This is a genomic window from Siphonobacter sp. SORGH_AS_0500 (assembly GCF_031453245.1).
Taxonomy (GTDB): Bacteria; Bacteroidota; Bacteroidia; order Cytophagales; family Spirosomataceae; genus Siphonobacter.
The window spans coordinates 4,598,945-4,617,961 of the sequence record NZ_JAVIYT010000001.1 but is presented as its reverse complement, the minus strand read 5'-3'; the positions used below and the strand labels follow the sequence as shown (position 1 = coordinate 4,617,961).

Below are 19,017 nucleotides of genomic sequence, written 5' to 3'. Positions count from 1 at the left end.
TACTTCTTTTGGTAATAGCTACAGCAGGAGCTTTGTGGGTATGGACAGTGACTCTAATACCTGATAAAAAGACTTTCTGGAAATATTTTCTCATCCACAGTCTCATATTTACATTCTGTTCATTGGTATGGAGGAAATACTCTGAATTTATTACTGGCCATGATGAATATGGTTTAGGGCAGCTCATGGGATATATAATCTTGCTAGTTTTTCAAAGCTTGATAGGGTTTATTGTTCTTAAGTTTGAGCTTAACAGACTGAAACGTAGCCATTAGTTAAGTAAACGAATCTCAGCTATGTTCTGGCCATTGATTAATGGTGCATTTGAAATTTGTTTAGTAACATAATGATTGATTATGCAATAAGAAAATGACAATAGTTAGAAAGAATCGGATTACTGATGATATTATAAGTAGAATATATTCATCTGATTCACTCACCTTTGATTTCGACGTCTTCAGTGAGTCCATAAATCTAATTGATACAGATGGAAGAACGCTTTTAATCCATGCAGTACTGACTAAAAACTTAGATCTGGTTAGTTGCTAAAGGAGCTTCGATTGAACATCAGGATAAATTAGGATGGACGGCCTTACATTATGTAGTTCAGACGGGACAATCTTCAATTTTAAAGGTATTGTTATCAGTGCATTCAGCCATTGATTTACAAGATAAATATGGAAATACTCCGCTTTGGCGAGCAACTTTTGAGTCAAAGGGGCGAGAAGACTTGATTAGGCCGTTGTTACAAGCTGGGGCTAACCCTTATGTGAAAAATCATTCAGGAATCAGTCCCTATGATTTGGCTTTAGCTATTGCCAACTACGATGTAAAGTCTTTTTTTATTGACTTTATTTAACATCAAAGCACTTATACAACAGATGACTTGATCTCTTCACTAGCATTGTTTAACTTAAGGATTAGATTATACCCATTCTAATCCCTAACCAAGGCTATGTTCCAATCTTTTCTTTCCTTCATTATCCTGGGATTTCTGCTGATCTGTCCAACAGCCTACGGCCAGGTTCCCCACGTTTCCGGTAACATTTATGTGTCACTCATTGAAGGTACTTTTAAGGCTGATCTGGACGTTTCAAACCTACCTAAAACCAATAACTATTGCATTCAGCTCAATAGTGGTTTAAACGTGAAGTTTTTTCGAGACAGTTCTGATCGTTTTTCTTATTCGGTTGAAAGAGAGTATCATCCTGAAAAATCGTATGAGAGTATGCAGTACTGGTTTCCCAGCAATGGTAGTAAGGACCGTTACTTACCCTCGCATTTTAAAATCAGTTACGTGGGGGCCTTTCCCATTTATGCGGATTCCATAAAGCGAAGCGAATGGGGCGATTGGAAAGGAAACATTGCTTTTAATGGAAAGACGATTAGAGCCAGTGAACAATCCGTTTGGTATCCGATTCTCTATGACATCTCTGAAGATAAGACCTATAGTAGTGTCACGTATGACTTGACTATTCATGTACCTGGAGCCAAAGCCATTTATTTAAACGGTTACCCGCCCCAGAAAGGCGATAAAGCTCATTTACAGTCCAATAAGCCTTTTCCATTACTCCTTTTTGCGGGGGATTTCGACTTCAAGAAAGAGCAAAATACTTATCTGGTCAATACCTCATTAAGTACAGGCCAGGCTCAGGTGCTGGATGGGTGGTTTACCCGCATTAAAGAATATTATCAGACTCATTTAGACATTCCTTATGGGATAGATGTTACTTTATTGACAAGTACCCCTATTTCCAAGCGGAATGATTGGATGTTTGTAACGTATCCCACTATTGCTTCCGTTAGCCCAATAAATCGCTTAAATACCTTGGTCCATCCGCAAAGCCTGACTATGGTAGATTCCAGCCAACTGTCTATGCTCTCACACGAGCTGGGGCATTACTATTTTGGTACCGTTTTCCGGCCCAATTCTACTCTATACTGGGCCTTCCTGGAGGGAATGACCGAGTATATTTCTTTACAGTCCACGCGGGATTTGATCGGGGAAAAGTACTATAAACATTTAATCAATCACTATGTAAATGCCAGCCGGGGATTAAAGCAATTTAAACCCTTAAAGGAAATTACTAAGCCTGATCAGATAAATGAGACCTATCGGTATGAGTACGTTCCTCTCTTACTGACGGCTTTAGAGGCTAAAATCGGTCGTCCTCAGATGTGGAAATGGATTCGTTATATCCTGCAAGCCCACCAGCCTCTTACAAATTATGCATTCTTCAAAGAGAATCTGCTTCAAAGTGGGGTAGATGAACGCACTTTTGAAGCATTAGAAAAGCAATATTTAAGCTCGGAGACAAGTTTAGCAAACTTATTGGCGGAATTTACAAAAACACCTCATCCATCCGAATTGAAATACTATTGGGCTAATGTAGGGCAACGACAGGCTTCCAATGAAACAACAAAACCACAAGTTATATATACTAGTATCAAACGTGTCAAAGCTGGTGAAGATATGGATAAAATAGCCCATCAATATTTTGAACGCGTAAAGGCCAAGTATCCTGATCAACAAAACACCTTCAGTAATTTCAATACGTACGAAACACTGGAACAGGCACGGGAAGCTCAGAAAAAATCAATAAAAAAATTGGAGTCTACTCACGAAATTAAGCAGGAAGATATTTAGATAGGTATAATAAATTTACTACTCTACCCTGCTAAAATAGTTGTAGATTTTTAGCTATTTATGCTTTTAACCAGCCAAAAATCCGTTGGAGAAGCGGCCAGAGTAAAACCGTTTGCTGCCACTCACCCCGTAACAAAGCCCACAGTTGATTCAGACCATAATGGGCGAAGCTGTTATCCTTGTAGCCATGTTTCTTTAGCTTGATAGGTTGTACTTTTTGAGCGTAGCATACGTCTACACTCCCACAAAAATCATACGCCAAACTCACCAAAGCAACCAATTTGCTGAGTTTTGACAGACGGCCAAGATACGTTGACTCCAGATGAAAACCTCGCTGTTTAAGGTTCTGAAAAAAGGCTTCGATGCACCACCGTTTGCGGTAGAGTTGGCCAAATAAAGCCAGTTCCACCGTGCCAAACAAATACAGATACTCGGCTTCATCCAGTTGTTTCACCCAAACCCAGCCCCAGCAGCCATCTACTTGACACGTTTCAAAACGACACGCCTCACCAAGGCCTAAGGCCAGATCGTTTATCCAAATAACATCCCCGCTTTCAAGACTGATAGAGTGGTGTTTGGGCATACGCATGAGGAAACTTAATTTTTTGTCTTTTAGGTATTTAATCTACTTGTGGCCCACAAACTCCCGGTCGCCAATAACTAATACTAATCCAACTCAATTTAGATCAACCACTGTAAAGCATTTTTCTAACAAATCAATCCAATCCTGACTGTTGGAATTGCCACTTTTGTTGTCAAGCAATTCCCAATAGAGGGGTAATTGCAGGTTGCCGCATCCAATTAAAACCATCAATATACTCAACTGGCATTTGCCGAAGTCCCACTCGGTTCGGTCAATCGTTAAGAGAAGTTTAGCTTTCTTAGGCAATAAGGGCATCATGAGTTGTGCGACGGCCTGAAAGTTGATTTGAACTTCGCGAAAGAAGTTTTCAATTCGGTTTTGATTAGAGCTAATCTTGGCGTCATCATTGAGTCCTACAGCCCATTGTTAAATTGTACCTTTCTAAGTTGAATTTGTGCTAGTATGAACAGGGAGACGAAGTTTTTCGAGCTAAATTGGTAACGATGGGTGCTCAATCAAGAATTGCCATAATTTCGCTTTTGAGGCTTTGCTTCATGGGGAATTGGTCGTATTTGGAGCTTGAGAACTACAAATATCCAATTCCCTTTTTATTGTTGACCTATTTTAGTAGGGCAGTATATTAACTTACGATAATTATTGGTAGTATTGTATTGAAATTTATCTATTAGATAAGTATGGTAAGATCTTTTACATTGATCCTTTTTCTTTTTCTCTCTTTACCACTAAGGGCACAATGCTGGAAGAAAGCTTCGGCGTCCAAAGACAGTTATTATAATCCGGGGCATACTTTAGCCATTCAAAGCGACGGATCGCTATGGGCCTTTGGCGATAATTCTTCGGGACAGCTAGGCGATGGCACAACAACCAATCAACGAACCCCAATTCAGATTGGCTCTGATCGAAACTGGGCCGAAGTCTTCGCTATACAGGGAGTATCGTACGGTCTCAAAATGGATGGTACACTTTGGTCTTGGGGTAAAAATGATGCGTATCAACTAGGCGACGGTACTACCAACAGTAGCCTAACTCCCAAAAAGGTAGGCACGGATTCGAATTGGAAAACGATGGATGGCGAATTAGGGGCAATTGTAGGTCTTAAAACTGACGGGACCCTATGGAGATGGGGAAATGATAGCCATATTGCCGGAGGTGGAGTCTTTCATGTACCCACTCAGATAGGCACGGATATGGACTGGGTAGAAATAATGAAGGGGGCTTACACTACGATGGCCCTTAAATCTGATGGCAGTCGCTGGGCTTATGGTACTAATAATTTCGGAGCTTTGGGTAGTGGGGAGCAATATAGTGCTTTCCCTTCTTTAACCAAAGTAGACGGAAATCTATGGAAAGATCTGGCAGGCGGTGTACACATGATTGGTATAAGAGCAGACGGAAGCATATACGGCTGGGGGTCTAACGACGCTGGACAAACCGGCACTGGCTCTAATACTTCAGTTTTATTTAGTCCCACACTGATCGATAATACTTATGCCTGGAAGATGATTACTACGGGTAACAACGGAAGTAATCAAAGCTCTTTTTCACTAGCTATTCGGGATGATAATACCCTTTGGGCTTGGGGCGGTGGAACGTATGAACAGCTCACCCTTGGTACAGGTAATAAAACCCCAACCAATCTACCAGTTCAGGTAGGTGCTGAAACAGACTGGGTTTCAGTAAGTGCGGGTGGTAAGCACTCGGCTGGCATTCGTAGTAACAATACTCTTTGGACTTGGGGGATTGCAGAGAATGGGCAGTTAGGTGTACCCGTGTCTGGTTTATACACCTTAGATCCCGTGCAGGTGGGATGCCCTACGGCTTTACCCGTTACCCTACAGCGATTCTCAGCTGTAGCCTCAGACGCATCAATAAATATTGCCTGGACAACGGCAACGGAAAAAAATACGAATCGTTTTGAGATTCAGCGTAGCTGTGATGGAGAAAGCTGGACGGTAGTGGGTACTCAAAAAGCAAAGGGACAAAGTAATACTCTGCTTAGCTATCATTTTACCGATCAATATCCATCCGCAGGCATTAACTATTACCGTCTGAATATGATCGACAATGATGGAACATTTAACTATAGCCGTACGCAAAGCGTAATCGTCAAGTACGGTACTCCGATACTTTACCCTAATCCAACAAATAAAGTACTTTTTGTTAGCAATATAGATGTATTGTCTGTCAAAGAAATATCTATTACAAATGCTCAAGGCTTAACTGTATATCGGTCCCCAAACTTAACCGTTTCAGGTATCGACGTTAGTACTTTACAAACGGGTTTATATTTTTTGAATATTATACGGATAGATGGATATATTAAGACCCATAAAGTCATAGTGAGCAAATAATAAATCTATGAGCTTCAAACAGCTTTATCTATTTGGAGCTTGGCGACTTATTGTAATCATATATAGTCTGTTGGTGGTTTTCCATAACCCACTTTACAAACTTATCGTACTATTTATATACTTCCAATTCATAGAACTCATTCCAGGTGAGAACTGTATACCAGCCCATTCCGACAAGCATCATAGTGCATACATCAGCAAAGATAAATGCCCATGTAAATAATGGAAAATTCTTCTAGATATATTCCAGAGAGATTTCTTATAAATATCAATTTCTAAATTTAGCATGAAACAGACTTATTTGTGGTAAATCCTTTTTAATAGACTAAATTTTTAGATTCGAAAATTGCAATAACTCATATCAAGTACGCTTTAATTTAACTTCTCCTTTGATACATGCATGGGCCTGTTTGACTAAGTTTGCTGACGGTGAAACAAGCCCGCTACTATAAAGAAAAACTCAGCGGATAATCTAATAGCTATAATTACCAGTGACAGTAATCATAGCTACGCTTATCAGACCAAATCCAATAAAACTTAAGATGGCATTTTTCATGAGTGACAAAGCTTTTAAAGATTGAGGAGTAAGTGTTAAGGCAAAATTCATCCTGTTCCTGGTTTATCAAAAATAACCCATATACTAGAGTTTGCCAAATACCGCTTTGGGAGTTGATTTCAAACGATTGCCACCCAAAGGACCAGACTTTACTTTTCAAACGTAAATATGTAAGTAAGGAGATGGCTGTAAGAGGCAGATTTAATAGAACTACTCGGACCTGATACAAATCTGCTTAAAATAACAATCATATATATGTAAATGCCGGGCACCCAGCTTTGTGCTCAAATGGGCGGTTTTTGTTACTGCTAGCAATCAATTAAACAAGGGCCATACACATCTTTGCTGTGAGCTTAATGGGTAACTATCACTTGGCGTGTAATGACACCGTTCCATGCTAGGAATTGGTTAGTTAAAGAATTACCTGCTCTCTTTATTATCGTTAGACGATCTTTAAATGACAGAAATAAATTTTATAGATTTATTTCCAATAGAAAATTGATATACGTTGACCGTAAGGGCAGGAATCAAGCTTAATAAATACGCACGGTTCGGCTATCACGCCAGACAATTTTGATATTAATTTTTCCGTAACGTCGGCCTAGCAGGTTGTAGGATAGTAATAGCGGAATCCCCATCAGGCTAATGAAAGCCCCCAGGTAGCAGAGTGTTTTCACCCAGGTAAGTTTACGTTCTTCAGGAAGAAAGCTCTTATTATAGCTTTTAATGGAATAATGATGAGATTTAAGCCAGCTTCTTACTTCCTGATCGATTCTTGCATCCAAGTGATGGTAACAACTATATCTGCCTTGTTGAATGGCGGATGAAATGGAATCCTGAAGTTTTAAAAACTCCTCATGAAGCAACTCTTCTTTTTTGAAAGGATCAAGGAAGGGGGGCTTTTTTTTTCGTAGAGAATTAATCTTTTTGGTTTGCAGAAGTGCTTCTTGGGCGGTAAGCATTAGATAACTTTTAGGGAGATAAAGGGTAATGTGCAGGACAACACTCTGCAAGTATAGCACATCTTCCAATGCAACGTATAGTCTTTTAACTATTTATTATTGCCTATAGGTGAGTAAGTTAAGCTAATCTTAACTACTTAAATAAGGAGCTAAAAAAGATCAATAATTTGATGTAATAAAATCCAGGTACCTAAAAATTACTCATTAGCGAGAATACTTGATACCTGTCATATACAAGGATTCTGGTAACTGTTTAGGGGGTAATTATTGACTGGCTTTGACTACCCATTGGGGTAGAATTCAACGATTGATAAGCGATTTATGACAGCAGGGGACTTCACCCTAAAGACTCTACATAAAACAGGAAGGCGGTAGAAAAATGATTCATTTCTACCGCCTTTTCAATTAACTATCCTGAAAATCCTCGTTTAAAACGTTAGCTCGGTGATGTTTGGCATACTCCAGTGGAGACATGCCATAGATTTGGTGAAACGCTTTACGGAAATACTTAGGACTTTCAAAGCCGACCTGCATCATTACTTCGCCAATTCGTACATCATCCATAAGCAAGAGCTGAGCAGCTTTTTTTAGCCGGACATCACGGACAAACTCCACGGCAGTTTTTCCCGTAATGGTCTTGATTTGGCGGTAAAAGGAAGATTGGCTCATACCCAACTCCCGAACCAAAACCGGAATGGTAAAGTCGGAATCGGTTAGGTTAGCTTCAATGGTAGCCGTAGCTTTTTCCAGTAACGATTTGTGTTCACTTGGAATAATCAGATCCGTTGGCTTCAGTAAAAGCTGTCGGTGGTAATATTCCCGGAGCAGAAAGCGGTTGCGGAGCATAACCGTTATTTTCGCTTGTAACAAGTCGACGTTAAACGGCTTGGTCATGTATTCATCAGCACCGGTTTCTAAGCCTTCCAGTTGGTGCATAGCTGTGGCCCGGGCCGTTAGTAAAAATACCGGGATATGTAACGTTTTGGGATGTTTCTTGATTTGCTGACACAACTCAAGTCCACTACTACGGGGCATCATGACATCACTAATAACTAAATCGGGTAGTAACTCTAAGGTCTTTTCCCATCCATCTACTCCGTCTACTGCGGTACTAACGCGGTAGGTTTTGGCCAATGAATCGTAGAGATAGTTACGAAGTGCTTCATTGTCCTCTACAATTAAAAGATGAGCAGCTTCCGTCAAGTCCGCTTCAGGCGTATGTTGTTCGGCATGGGCTAGCCGAACGGATTGCTTAACTTCCTCAAGAGTGGGTTGAGTAGTAGCGGGTATCTGGCACCGTAAGTCTGGAGATATATGCTCTTTGCCAAAGGGTAATCGCAGAATGAACGTAGTACCCATACCTGGTTGACTGTTTACGAGTACTTCTCCCTGATGAGCGTCTACGTATTTTTTTACCAGTGATAAGCCAATGCCCGTTCCCGTCACTTTAATGGATTCGCTTTGAGTCGCCTGGAAATAGGGATCAAAAATTCGATTTATTTCCGCCTCGTTCATGCCCACTCCCTGATCTTTAATAGTAATCTCAAGGTAATGATCGAGCAAGTGCTGATCTTTATAAAGGGCAGCTTGATTGGGTTCACCAACGGTGTTCACCACAATTTCAACAGACCCACCTTCCGAAGAATACTTAAAGGCGTTGGAAAGTAAATTGACAACGATAGACTCGAGCTTAACCCGGTCCACGTAAAGCGTGATATCCTGCGGAGGAACATCAATGGTATAGTTGAGTTGCAGGGCTTCGGCTTTGAGCTTAAATACCAGAAATATTTCCGTTAAGAACGGAATAATGTTGGTGGGAGTAATTTTTAGCTGAACAGAACCCGTTTCGACTTTTCTAAAGTCCAAGAGCTGATTGACCAGGTCGAGCAGCTTACGAGTTTGCTGGTGCATGAGCATAATCTTGTCTTTGACCTGGTGAATCGGTTCATGACTCATGCCCACTAACTCCTCGACTGGTCCGAGAATCAGGGTAAGGGGTGTCCGAAGCTCGTGAGAAACGTTCGTGAAAAACTGTAGTTTCCCATCAGTTAATTCCTGGTCTTTTTCAATCTTGTACTGTTTGAGAGCTAGTTCGTTTTTCAGGCGTTGTTGCACTACACTATTATGGTGATAGAGCCAAAAGGCAATTCCAGCCGCAGTTAGATATAACAAATAAGCCCACCAGGTTTTCCACCAGGGTGGTAAAATCGTGATGTATAAAACCGTGGGTTGCTCCAGCCAGACGCCGTCATCGTTGCTGGATTTTACCTGAAACGTATAATCTCCGGCCGGTAAATTAGAAAAAGTAACAGTTCGTTGCTGAGCATTGACTCGTACCCAGTCCTTATTATAGCCAACTAACTGGTAAGCATATTGCTGTTTACGGGGATTAGCGTAGTGAAGCCCTACAAATTCAATGGAAAAGTCGTTCTCCGTTGAGCGAAGTTCAATGGAAGATTGATTTGCCAATGGAGAGGTCATGAGAACCCTACCATTGAGCGTATCTCCCACGGCTACGGGCCGATTGTGAATACGCAATTCCGTAATCTGAACTCGCGGCAGCGACGGGTTAACTTGAATGGCCTGCGGTTGGAAATAGGTGATGCCATTGGTTCCTCCCATAAACAGGGTATGGTCGTTAGCCCGGTAAGCAGCTCCGATTTTGAAAGAATTGCTTTGCAAACCGTCAGTTACATCGTAGTGCAAAAACTTTTTAGTTCGGGGATTTAGTTGATAAATACCAGACCCTCCGATCCAAAGGTTCCCTGATTCATCGATCAGTAAACTTTCTATATCCGTTTCTGGTAACCATTTTTTCCAACGCTCGATGCGATCTTCACCAGTGGGCGTTTGGGTCAGGCTGTGCAGGCCACCACCGATGGTTCCAATCCAAAGACGTCCCTGGTTATCCTGTACCAAAGGCCAGGTGTAATTAGTGCTGAGACTATTAGGGTTATCAGGCTCGTGTTTAAATTGCTTAATTAAGCGAATGGAATGAGGAGTTACCGCCAGTTTCAGTAACCCCGCATTGCGGGTACTGGCCCATAGAATGGAGTGTTTCCCATCATAATAAAGCTGGGTGAAGTCATTGGTAGGGAGTTTGTGGTTCTGTACCGAATAGGTTACGCCGTGCGTTCCGTTGGCCTCCATCCGGTAGAGGCCACCTGTAAACGTAGAAATCCAGATAAATCCATAGGAATCCTCTGTAATGCTTTCAATACTTAAACTGTACCAGTCTGCTGTCCCGGGAATGCCTGCCACGGGCTGGATGGTATTGGTACGAAGATCAAGCTTGAATAAACCTGCATACCGGGTGCCTATCCACAGTGTACCCTGCGAGGTGAGATGAAGGGCCGATACATCTACACTGTTTACACTGCCGTAGTACGCGTGCACCAGAAAATTTGTATACGATTTTGTGTTCAGATCATAACTAGCCAGTCCATTTTGCGTCCCTATCCACAGGCGATTACGAGATTCGTCCTTGCATATGGCATTGATGTAGTTGGTCGCCGGATTGGCAGAACCCTCATTTTGCCGTCGAATGAGGCCAAAGGGTTTTGTATAAGGTTTTAAAATGTTGAGTCCTCCCGCAGAACTGGCCATCCAGATGTTATGAAAGGAATCCTCCAGGATGTCGTGAACCCGAATGGAATTAATACTGAAAGGATCTGTATCGGAAGGAAGAAAACGTTGAATATCCTCCTGTTGAATGGGCAGTTGGGGACTTGGGGTCTTCACATTCCAGAGTAACAAACCGGACTTGGTACTGATCCATAAGCGTTGAGAAAAATCCCGGTAGAGGTGTTCAATCTCTGCAAAACCTCTTCCTAGGGACTGAAAGCAAATGGAAGCAGGTTGCGGCACGTTCCGACAATTACCCCAATAAATCTGGCCGTCCGTACCAACCCACAAATTACCTTGCCGATCCGCATGTAAGGCCCGGATGTTGACTTCACCCATCAAGGGTACGAACTGAGCTTTGGTTTGCTGGTTTTGAGGGTTCAGTACATACAATCCGCTGCCCAGCGTACCAATCCACAAATGATTAGAGCCATCAACCGTGAGTTCATCAATAAAAGGCTGAATAACGTCTGCTGGCTTGAGCTTAAGGTGGCTAACGTAATTGACTACACCTTGTGAGTCAAATTGCAGCATGAATAAACCGCTTTGACTGGTGCCTATCCATAGCCGTCCTTTGTGGTCGCTGGTAAGGCTAGGCACATCCGCAAGGGCTATCTTTTGAATCAGGGGTTGGTAGTTAGCGGCTACGGCTCGTTGAAGGATACTTTCGAAACGATCCCGGCTGGCATTGTAATAAAACAGCCCGGCTCCATCAATGCCCACCCATAACGTACCCTGATGATCGACGTGTAAAGCACGAATGCGGTTATTGATCACTCCACTGCCATTACTAACGGGCAAATGGTACGTTTTAAGCTGATAACCATCGTAACGGTCAATTCCCTTGTGCGTACCAATCCAGATAAATCCCTGGTGGTCCTGAGCCAGGCATAAGGCATCGCTGTGGGATAAGCCTTCATTAACCGTGAGATGATCAAATCTCAATTGCGTAGGCTCTCGTTGGGCAAAGCTGGTTTGGGTACTTAGGACAAGTAATACCGCCAATAGGCAGTACGTAAAGGCCCAGATGGATCGAGTTAGGGAAAGCATCAGCAAGTGGATACGTTTTATACGGTTAGCGGAACCAAGACTGTCTCTCAAAAGCAAATATACTTAGACAACCCTTACTGTAATAGCGACCTAACTAAGTAAAATACCCTTCAGACTTATACTTTTTTAAAATTAAATTATACTATTTAATCATGGAATTATTAAATAAAATAGATAGGTAAGAATAGATATGCACAAAGTGAATAGTGTAAATAAAAGGAATTTACAGCTAAATATAAGAAGAACAGACCAAAACGAGCCGCCAATTTGCCGAAAATAGGGGTGTCCTCTTTACTTTTCATTGGTTAATTTTGAACTATTCAAGTTTTTTATTTTCCTAAAACAATAATTAGTAGATCAGACCTATGGCTATTGAAATTTTAGGGCTTGGAAAACCTTACTTATAAAGTAGGGTACTCAATAGTTAAGCAAAGCACTTATTAGGTAAAACTAGAAATTACAAACAAGTTTTAGGAGAGCATAGGCTAGAGGTCGCCTGCTCGCCCAAGACGTTACTTCGCATTAGTCAGCAGACCGTCTGGCTTCAGGTACTCCCCCCATCTTAAATGCTTTATTCATGACAAGATGCCCATACGCTCTTATGATTTAACCAAGTGCATTAGGTATGGCGATGCACTTATTTTCTAAATCTCTACATTATGAAAACAAGATTAAGTATTTCTCATTGGGCAACTGCGTGCAGTTTTGCTTTACTGACGCTGGTGACGGGTTGTCAGAAGGAAACCATTGAAGAGAAAGTCTCTCCTCAGTCGGGCTCGGTTAAATCCAGAGGAGCCAGGGCTTTGCCATCTTCTGAACCTCTTCAGTCGGTAGGCAACGGCACGTTCTATTTAGTTAGCCGTAAAAGTGGTAAAATGATTGATGTGGAAGGGTTTCAGACTTCTAACGGTGCTAACATCATCCAGTATGGAGGCACGGGCGGTACTAACCAAAGGTGGACGTTGCAGTCACTGGCGGGAGGGTATTATTCCATCATTGGCGTTCAAAGCAATAAAGCTTTACAGATCAGCCAAGCTTCAGTGGACGATGGCGGCGACGTAACGATAGGCGACTACACGGGGGCTAATCATCAGCAGTGGCAATTTATTCCCACAAATAATGGCTACTACCGTATTGTAAACCGCAATAGTGGCAAGGATCTGGATGTATTTAATCAATCCATCGATGATCTGGCTGAGATCAAGCAGTGGGGTTACTGGGGAGGCGAAAATCAGGAGTGGGGTCTTGTTACTATCCAAGCCAACGGTCAGCTAGGCTGGACGCTAACTACATCTGACGTACCTACCGATGTGAGAGAACGGATTACGGCAGCAATGAACGATGCCTGTGCCCGTTATAATGCGGGAGCTGCCTGGCCGGCTCGAACATTGACCGTTGAGTACAATCCGGGCGTAAATACAGCAGATGGTAATACCAACGGTAATATTCGGTTTGGTTCTAATGCCAGTTACCAAAATACGCGTACAGCGATGCACGAAATAGCTCATACCTGGGGCGTGGGAATTTCGGGAGGCTGGTATGCCAATACGTCTACAGGCCCTTTCACCGGTGCTAATGCCGTAGCCCTTATCAAAACTTACGATGGGCCTGATGCTGTTATTAATACGGGCGGCTCGCATTTCTGGCCTTATGGACTTAACTATGACAATGAATGGTCTGAGATTGCGGCTTTCCGTCACGTGAAAATGGTGAACGCCATGAGAGCGGACGGCATGTAAGAATATGTCTATCTGGTAACCTTTGGCTTAAATGGTTACCAGATAGACATTAGTAGAAAATGCTACTGCATTGCTTGGGATCGGTGAAAGCAGACAGGTTCGGTCCGATAAGTTCAAGTAATGTGCCGCTTCCAAGAAACGACGACAGGTGGTTTCTTTCTAGGCTTGATAAAGGTGGTTGAGTCATCAGTGTTTACCAAATCGACACCCTTCAGTTAGAAGAGGGTGACGGTTAGGAAGAAACAAGTAACAGAACTAAAGTAAAAGCTCTAGGTCTTTTGGGTAAAATCAGAAGATATGGAGCTTTTACTTTTTCTTACTCAATGTGCAACGTTCCTGGGCGTACGAAGGCTTTTAAATGAAGCAGTAATTCAGCAATTTTAAGAGCTATATTTTTACGTATGTCGCCTGCCATAATTAGCCATGAATGACCGCCTCCTTTTTGCTGAGCAATGGTAGAGGCTGCAAAGGTCAGAAAGATGCTCGCCTCTTCTCTATCTTTGATGATGCTAGTGTAGATAAATCCCCAATATAGCTATTCGTTCCCCCATCATTCTACTAATTAAAAAAGATAAGTTTAAATTTCTTTCAATGGATTATAGTTAATTAGGTTAAGTTTAGTTTTAAAGATAATAAATAGATAATCTATAAAAACTACTAATACTAAATTTGGTATAATTATATTTCTTGTCAAGGTGATCAACAAAACTCTAGTGGAGGTCTTGCAAACGTATAATAATAGTACATACGCATAGCTTACTTTTAAACCACTTATAATTAAATAATATAAATAAATGTTTGAATTATTATATTATTTAAACGTGTTTTGATGCTCCCCATAGAAGGCATATGGTTATGAACTGACGTTATTTAAGGATCTATACGTTCAACTTTAATTTATAGAAAAACCATCCATTATGGCTATACTAAGTTCATTTTCAATGAATTTAGTATAGCCATAACTTTAACACAGCTATTACTTTTTATTTATAAATAAAGAAAATAAGTAACCTTATTTTGTACATAATTAGAGGCTTATAGGCGTATATGAACCATTATTTACAAATAAGACATATGTAAATAAAATCGAGCATAGGTAAATTCATTTTACAGAGGTTAAAAGAGTTTAAATTTTGTATCTTTCTAAATATCATCAAGATTATTTCTGACCAAAAGCTTTTGGAAGTAGCACGGTTTAAAGCTATACGTAGGTAAAATATTACCCATGAAATCTCTTTTAATACGCCGCTAGTAATCTCTTTATTGATTAAACAATTAATTAGATCAAGTTATATGTGAAGAAATCGTTTTTTAGAAAAATAAAAAAATCTGCTTATGAGTATTTAAACGGATAAAACGAAAAAATAGATAGTGAATTTTTAGGTTAATTACCATTATAGGTCGTCTCTATACTCATCATTTGGCTGTTTTACCAGGTATTTGATTATTATTACTTAATAATACCTTTTATTAATACCAGTTTAATCGATAAAACAAGAAGAGTGGCATCGACTTTTTAAGTATGATCCTCCAGATGTATCGCTCGACTTTTAAGCAATACGTAGTAGAGGTTTAAAGTTAAAAATGAGTATTGTTAAGTTAAATAAATACGAGTTTCCTGCTTTAAATGTTATGGTTAACAAAAATAACTCTACTAGTACTAAGCTTTTATAGTGGTTATAAAATACTATATTGTGACTTATGTTAGTATTGAAACCCAGATGAATATTACGTTCTAAACTTATTAGAAGAAAACATAAAAGCTCTCTGATTAGTATAGATAGTAGTATATACAGGTAATTACTGTAATTAGGGTAATATTTTGACATTTGTCATTATTTTTAAATAATTATAGCACGCCAATGAGTAATCTGTTATTCTGGCTAAGTCTTGATGAGGCCAGCCCTTAGAGGCATAAGCATCGGGGTAGTGCTTGCCTATGCTTTGTGCTTAAAGAAAAATGAATAAACATTAAACGCTCTATTATGTGCTCAACTATATGAAGACATCTTTACCAAGAAAAACATTAGTTAGTTTATGGCTGCTAGGCATCCTAATCGGAATTGGCTCTCTGTTTTGGTACCAATCCTGGATTTATCTGCTGCCAACACCACTTCCCCCGGATTACCACGAAGTAGCTTTGGGCTCCACCTTAGCCAGTGAACTACTTCAGACACGTAAGTGCAACAAACCCTTGTTTCTGCATTTCTACAATCCAGATTGTGCCTGCTCCAGATTTAATCGTCGGCATTTTCAAAGTTTGGTAAAACTCTATCAAGCCCAGGTGGATTTTGTCGTTGTTCTCTTGAGCCAGAAAAATTATTCAGAAGCTTTTATTCAAAAAGATTTGAATCTACATCTACCCGTGCTACACAACGACCAACTGGCTTCAATCTGTGGAGTTTACTCAACCCCGCAGGCCGTGTTGATCGACACTAACGAGAAACTTTTCTACCGGGGTAACTATAACCGGAGCCGCTATTGTAGCGATGAGCAGACTAGTTATGCTAAACAGGCCTTAGGCCGCTTGTTACGTCAAAGTCAACTCGGAGCTTTTGATGAATTAGCCTTTAAGGCTTATGGTTGTAAACTTCCTTCCTGTAAAAACTAACAGTATCTAGCGGCAGATTTGATATGCAGCAACCAGTTTGAAAATCAGCGGGTTTTGATGGTATATCGTTTGGTTTTGATTCTATTTAAAATAAGCTTTTGGAAGCTATTTTAAATCATACTTCTGTATATAGGAACGGGCGAAACGCTAATAAAAATCTTTTGGTGATTGGACTTGGGTTAGTTGCACTAGCAATCCTGTGTTGGCATGCTTTATCAATCTTAATTTCAAATTAGCCCATGATTCCTTTTACTATTTATTTGACTGGTGACGCAGAGAAGCCTTCCTTTTTTTCGAATGTGAAAGAAAGTTCGGATCGGCTGATGGACGTCTTTCTTTTAGGCTATTTTGTTACTGGCCTAGTGTTGGCCAGTTTTTACGATACCTATGTAATTGCCATAAGTGTAGGCGGTTTGTGCCTGTTAGCTTATTATTCGACCAAATGGGCTCTGCCTGACTCAGATTGGTATCAATATGTATTGAGTGGAGTTTTAGGAGTCTTTATGGCTCAGTATATCTACCAAATGCATGGTTTGTTTGAAATGCATTTTTTCGCATTTATTGGCAGTGCAATTCTCATTACCTATCAAAAATGGCAATTACAGATTCCCATGATGATTGTGGTATTGACTCACCATGCTCTCTTTGGTTATTTTCAAAATCTGGGTTACGCTCAAATCTATTTTACGCGGCTCGACTACTTTGATTTGCTCACTTTTGTTATTCACATTCTATTGGCAGCCGTTATTTTTTTCATCTGTGGATTATGGGCTTATATGATGAAAAGGTACAGTGAGAATGTATTCATCCAGACTCAGAAGATGAATGAGTTAGAAAAGGAAGCAGCTCTCTCGCAAGAAAGACATCGCAATGAATTAATTCAAAAGAAAATAAACACACTTCTGAGAAAATCCAATGTTCAACTAGAAGCCGCTCGTTGGGAAGCGGAAAAAGCGAACCAGGCCAAAAGTGTTTTTCTGGCAACGATGAGTCATGAGATACGCACGCCCATGAACGGAGTCATTGGAATGGCCGCTTTGCTACAGGAAACCAATCTGACTATTGAACAGCGAATGTTTGCCGATACGATTGTGAATTCGGGCGATGCTCTGTTGAGTGTTATTAATAATATTCTTGATTTTTCTAAAATAGAATCGGGAAGTATTGAGCTTGAAAGAGAGGAATTTAATTTACGGGAGTGCATTGAAGTTGTCTTTGATCTCTTTGGGGCGAAAGCTACACAAACAGGGGTAGATCTCATTTATCACATTGAGGAGGATATACCCTTACAGGTAGTCGGCGATTCCCTACGCCTACGGCAAGTACTTATTAACCTTATTGGCAACGCCGTCAAATTTACTGAAGTAGGCGAAGTGTGCTTATGGGTGAGTCTACAGGAATTAAAAGAAAACGAGCTATGCCTTAATTTTTCGGTTCGGGACACGGGCATTGGCATCGCTGCTCATCAGATTGGTAAACTGTTTCAGTCCTTTTCTCAAGTGGATTCAACCACTACGCGTAAGTACGGAGGCTCCGGTTTAGGGCTAGTGATCTCAGCTCGCTTGGTAGAATTAATGGGAGGAAAAATACTGGTTGATAGCCAACTAGGTCAGGGTTCTACCTTCTGCTTCACCATCCGAATCCAGCCAGGGAAAAAGCAAATTCAGGCTTATTCCCAGCAAAGCCTGGAAGCTTATGCACAGAAACGGGTATTGATAGTGGACGATAATGCGACGAATTTAACCATCTTGCAACGCCAGCTTAGCAATTGGGGCTTGCAAACTCTTTTGGCTAACTCAGCTGCTTCAGCCCTTGAGCAGCTGGAGCGGGACGCCGCTATTGATTTGGTTATCACCGATATGCAAATGCCCGCCATGGATGGGGTGATGTTAGCCGGAGAAATTAAGAAGGCATACTCGGAGATTCCTGTTATTTTACTAAGTTCCATTGGCCATGAGTTGAAACCTCATCAGCGAGAATTTTTTGTTTCTATTCTCAATAAACCTACCCGTCAGAAGCAGCTCAACAAACAGGTACTTTATGCTTTGCAGGGAGAGCAGCCCTTGGTCCAGGAATACTCAAAATCTGGGCAGTTAACTACGAGCATGAGTAGCCAATATCCTTTACAAATACTCATTGCCGAAGACAACCAGGTTAATCAACGCGTCATTAAGACCATCTTAACGAAGCTGGGTTATGAGCCAGACTTAGCGGAAAACGGAGAACAGGCCTTAACGGCAGCTTTAACCCATCCCTATGATCTGATTTTAATGGATATGCAAATGCCCGTTCTGGATGGTTTGGAAGCTACTCAGCAAATTCGTCAGTTGTTACCCAAACAACCCGTTATTATCGCCTTAACGGCTAATGTGGTGGCCGGTACGGAGGATATTTGTATGGAAGCAGGCATGGACGACTACTTAACCAAGCCCGTGAAAATTGAAGAGTTAATGCAAATGCTTAAAAAATGGCATCTTCAGGCTTCTAGTGTGTGTGGATAAATAAAGACAATGGTTATCGTGTCATGGCCTTTATTTAGAAAGCGGCTTTTCCAGTTCAGAGACAACTGAAAAATGATAAAGCCTACGATACGTTTAATAATTCTCATTAAACGTATCGTAGGCTTTAATGCGGATATATTGCATGTTAGCTGGGATAGTCTTTTGCTATCCCAGCTAACATGCTCAACTAAACATTTGTTAGAATGCATAGATTTTAAGCATTCCTATCTTTTTAAGGTATTGATCTTCTATCAATAATAGGCTATTTTTAGAAGTTAAAGCATGTAATGTAACTCATTAAAAGATAAGACTTAGAGCCTATTACTTAACATGGCTAACGTATACTTCTTATAGTGAGCTGAAGTAGTAGCC

At 40.9% G+C, this 19,017-nt stretch carries 9 protein-coding genes; 6 read left to right on the top strand and 3 right to left on the bottom strand.

Going from position 1 to position 19,017, the window contains the following annotated elements:
* Positions 1–532: 532 nt before the first annotated feature.
* Together QE357_RS19390 and QE357_RS19385 are read left to right on the top strand one after the other, a co-directional pair.
* On the top strand, positions 533–859 hold the full coding sequence (locus QE357_RS19390; protein ID WP_307143535.1) for an ankyrin repeat domain-containing protein: 327 nt from the start codon (positions 533–535) through the stop codon (positions 857–859).
* 96 nt (positions 860–955) lie between these two features.
* Positions 956–2,647 carry a hypothetical protein gene (locus QE357_RS19385; RefSeq protein ID WP_309710945.1) on the top strand — a complete coding sequence of 564 codons (1,692 nt, stop codon included), beginning with the start codon at positions 956–958 and terminating at the stop codon, positions 2,645–2,647.
* Positions 2,648–2,705: 58 nt separating this feature from the next.
* On the opposite strand, the gene QE357_RS19380 is transcribed toward QE357_RS19385, so the two are convergent.
* A complete protein-coding gene (locus tag QE357_RS19380; protein ID WP_309710943.1) occupies positions 2,706–3,236 on the bottom strand; it encodes a transposase in 531 nt (176 codons plus the stop codon).
* Between the two features lie 689 nt (positions 3,237–3,925).
* Between QE357_RS19380 and QE357_RS19375 the strand changes: the two genes are divergently transcribed.
* Entirely contained in the window at positions 3,926–5,602 is a 1,677-nt protein-coding gene (locus tag QE357_RS19375; RefSeq protein ID WP_309710940.1) for a T9SS type A sorting domain-containing protein, read from the top strand.
* 1,089 nt (positions 5,603–6,691) lie between these two features.
* On the opposite strand, the gene QE357_RS19370 is transcribed toward QE357_RS19375, so the two are convergent.
* Both QE357_RS19370 and QE357_RS19365 read right to left on the bottom strand, forming a co-directional pair.
* Positions 6,692–7,120 carry a hypothetical protein gene (locus QE357_RS19370; protein ID WP_106636927.1) on the bottom strand — a complete coding sequence of 143 codons (429 nt, stop codon included), beginning with the start codon at positions 7,118–7,120 and terminating at the stop codon, positions 6,692–6,694.
* Positions 7,121–7,525: 405 nt separating this feature from the next.
* On the bottom strand, positions 7,526–11,794 hold the full coding sequence (locus QE357_RS19365; protein WP_309710937.1) for a two-component regulator propeller domain-containing protein: 4,269 nt from the start codon (positions 11,792–11,794) through the stop codon (positions 7,526–7,528).
* A 659-nt stretch (positions 11,795–12,453) separates the two neighbouring features.
* Here QE357_RS19365 and QE357_RS19360 point away from each other — a divergent pair.
* From QE357_RS19360 to QE357_RS19350, 3 genes are all read left to right on the top strand, one after another.
* Positions 12,454–13,533 (top strand): RICIN domain-containing protein, encoded by a 1,080-nt coding sequence (locus QE357_RS19360; RefSeq protein ID WP_106636925.1) that lies wholly within the window; start codon positions 12,454–12,456, stop codon positions 13,531–13,533.
* 1,999 nt (positions 13,534–15,532) lie between these two features.
* A complete protein-coding gene (locus QE357_RS19355) occupies positions 15,533–16,144 on the top strand; it encodes a thioredoxin fold domain-containing protein (protein ID WP_309710933.1) in 612 nt (203 codons plus the stop codon).
* Positions 16,145–16,383: 239 nt separating this feature from the next.
* Positions 16,384–18,645 carry a response regulator gene (locus QE357_RS19350; protein ID WP_309710929.1) on the top strand — a complete coding sequence of 754 codons (2,262 nt, stop codon included), beginning with the start codon at positions 16,384–16,386 and terminating at the stop codon, positions 18,643–18,645.
* The last annotated feature ends 372 nt before the right edge of the window (positions 18,646–19,017 follow it).

Excerpts from the sequence above, each read along its gene's own strand:
- QE357_RS19385 (WP_309710945.1), top strand. The coding sequence starts at position 956 with ATGTTCCAATCTTTTCTTTCCTTCATTATCCTGGGATTTCTGCTGATC.
- QE357_RS19380 (WP_309710943.1), bottom strand. The coding sequence starts at position 3,236 with ATGCGTATGCCCAAACACCACTCTATCAGTCTTGAAAGCGGGGATGTT.
- QE357_RS19375 (WP_309710940.1), top strand. The coding sequence starts at position 3,926 with ATGGTAAGATCTTTTACATTGATCCTTTTTCTTTTTCTCTCTTTACCA.
- QE357_RS19370 (WP_106636927.1), bottom strand. The coding sequence starts at position 7,120 with ATGCTTACCGCCCAAGAAGCACTTCTGCAAACCAAAAAGATTAATTCT.
- QE357_RS19365 (WP_309710937.1), bottom strand. The coding sequence starts at position 11,794 with ATGCTTTCCCTAACTCGATCCATCTGGGCCTTTACGTACTGCCTATTG.
- QE357_RS19360 (WP_106636925.1), top strand. The coding sequence starts at position 12,454 with ATGAAAACAAGATTAAGTATTTCTCATTGGGCAACTGCGTGCAGTTTT.
- QE357_RS19355 (WP_309710933.1), top strand. The coding sequence starts at position 15,533 with ATGAAGACATCTTTACCAAGAAAAACATTAGTTAGTTTATGGCTGCTA.
- QE357_RS19350 (WP_309710929.1), top strand. The coding sequence starts at position 16,384 with ATGATTCCTTTTACTATTTATTTGACTGGTGACGCAGAGAAGCCTTCC.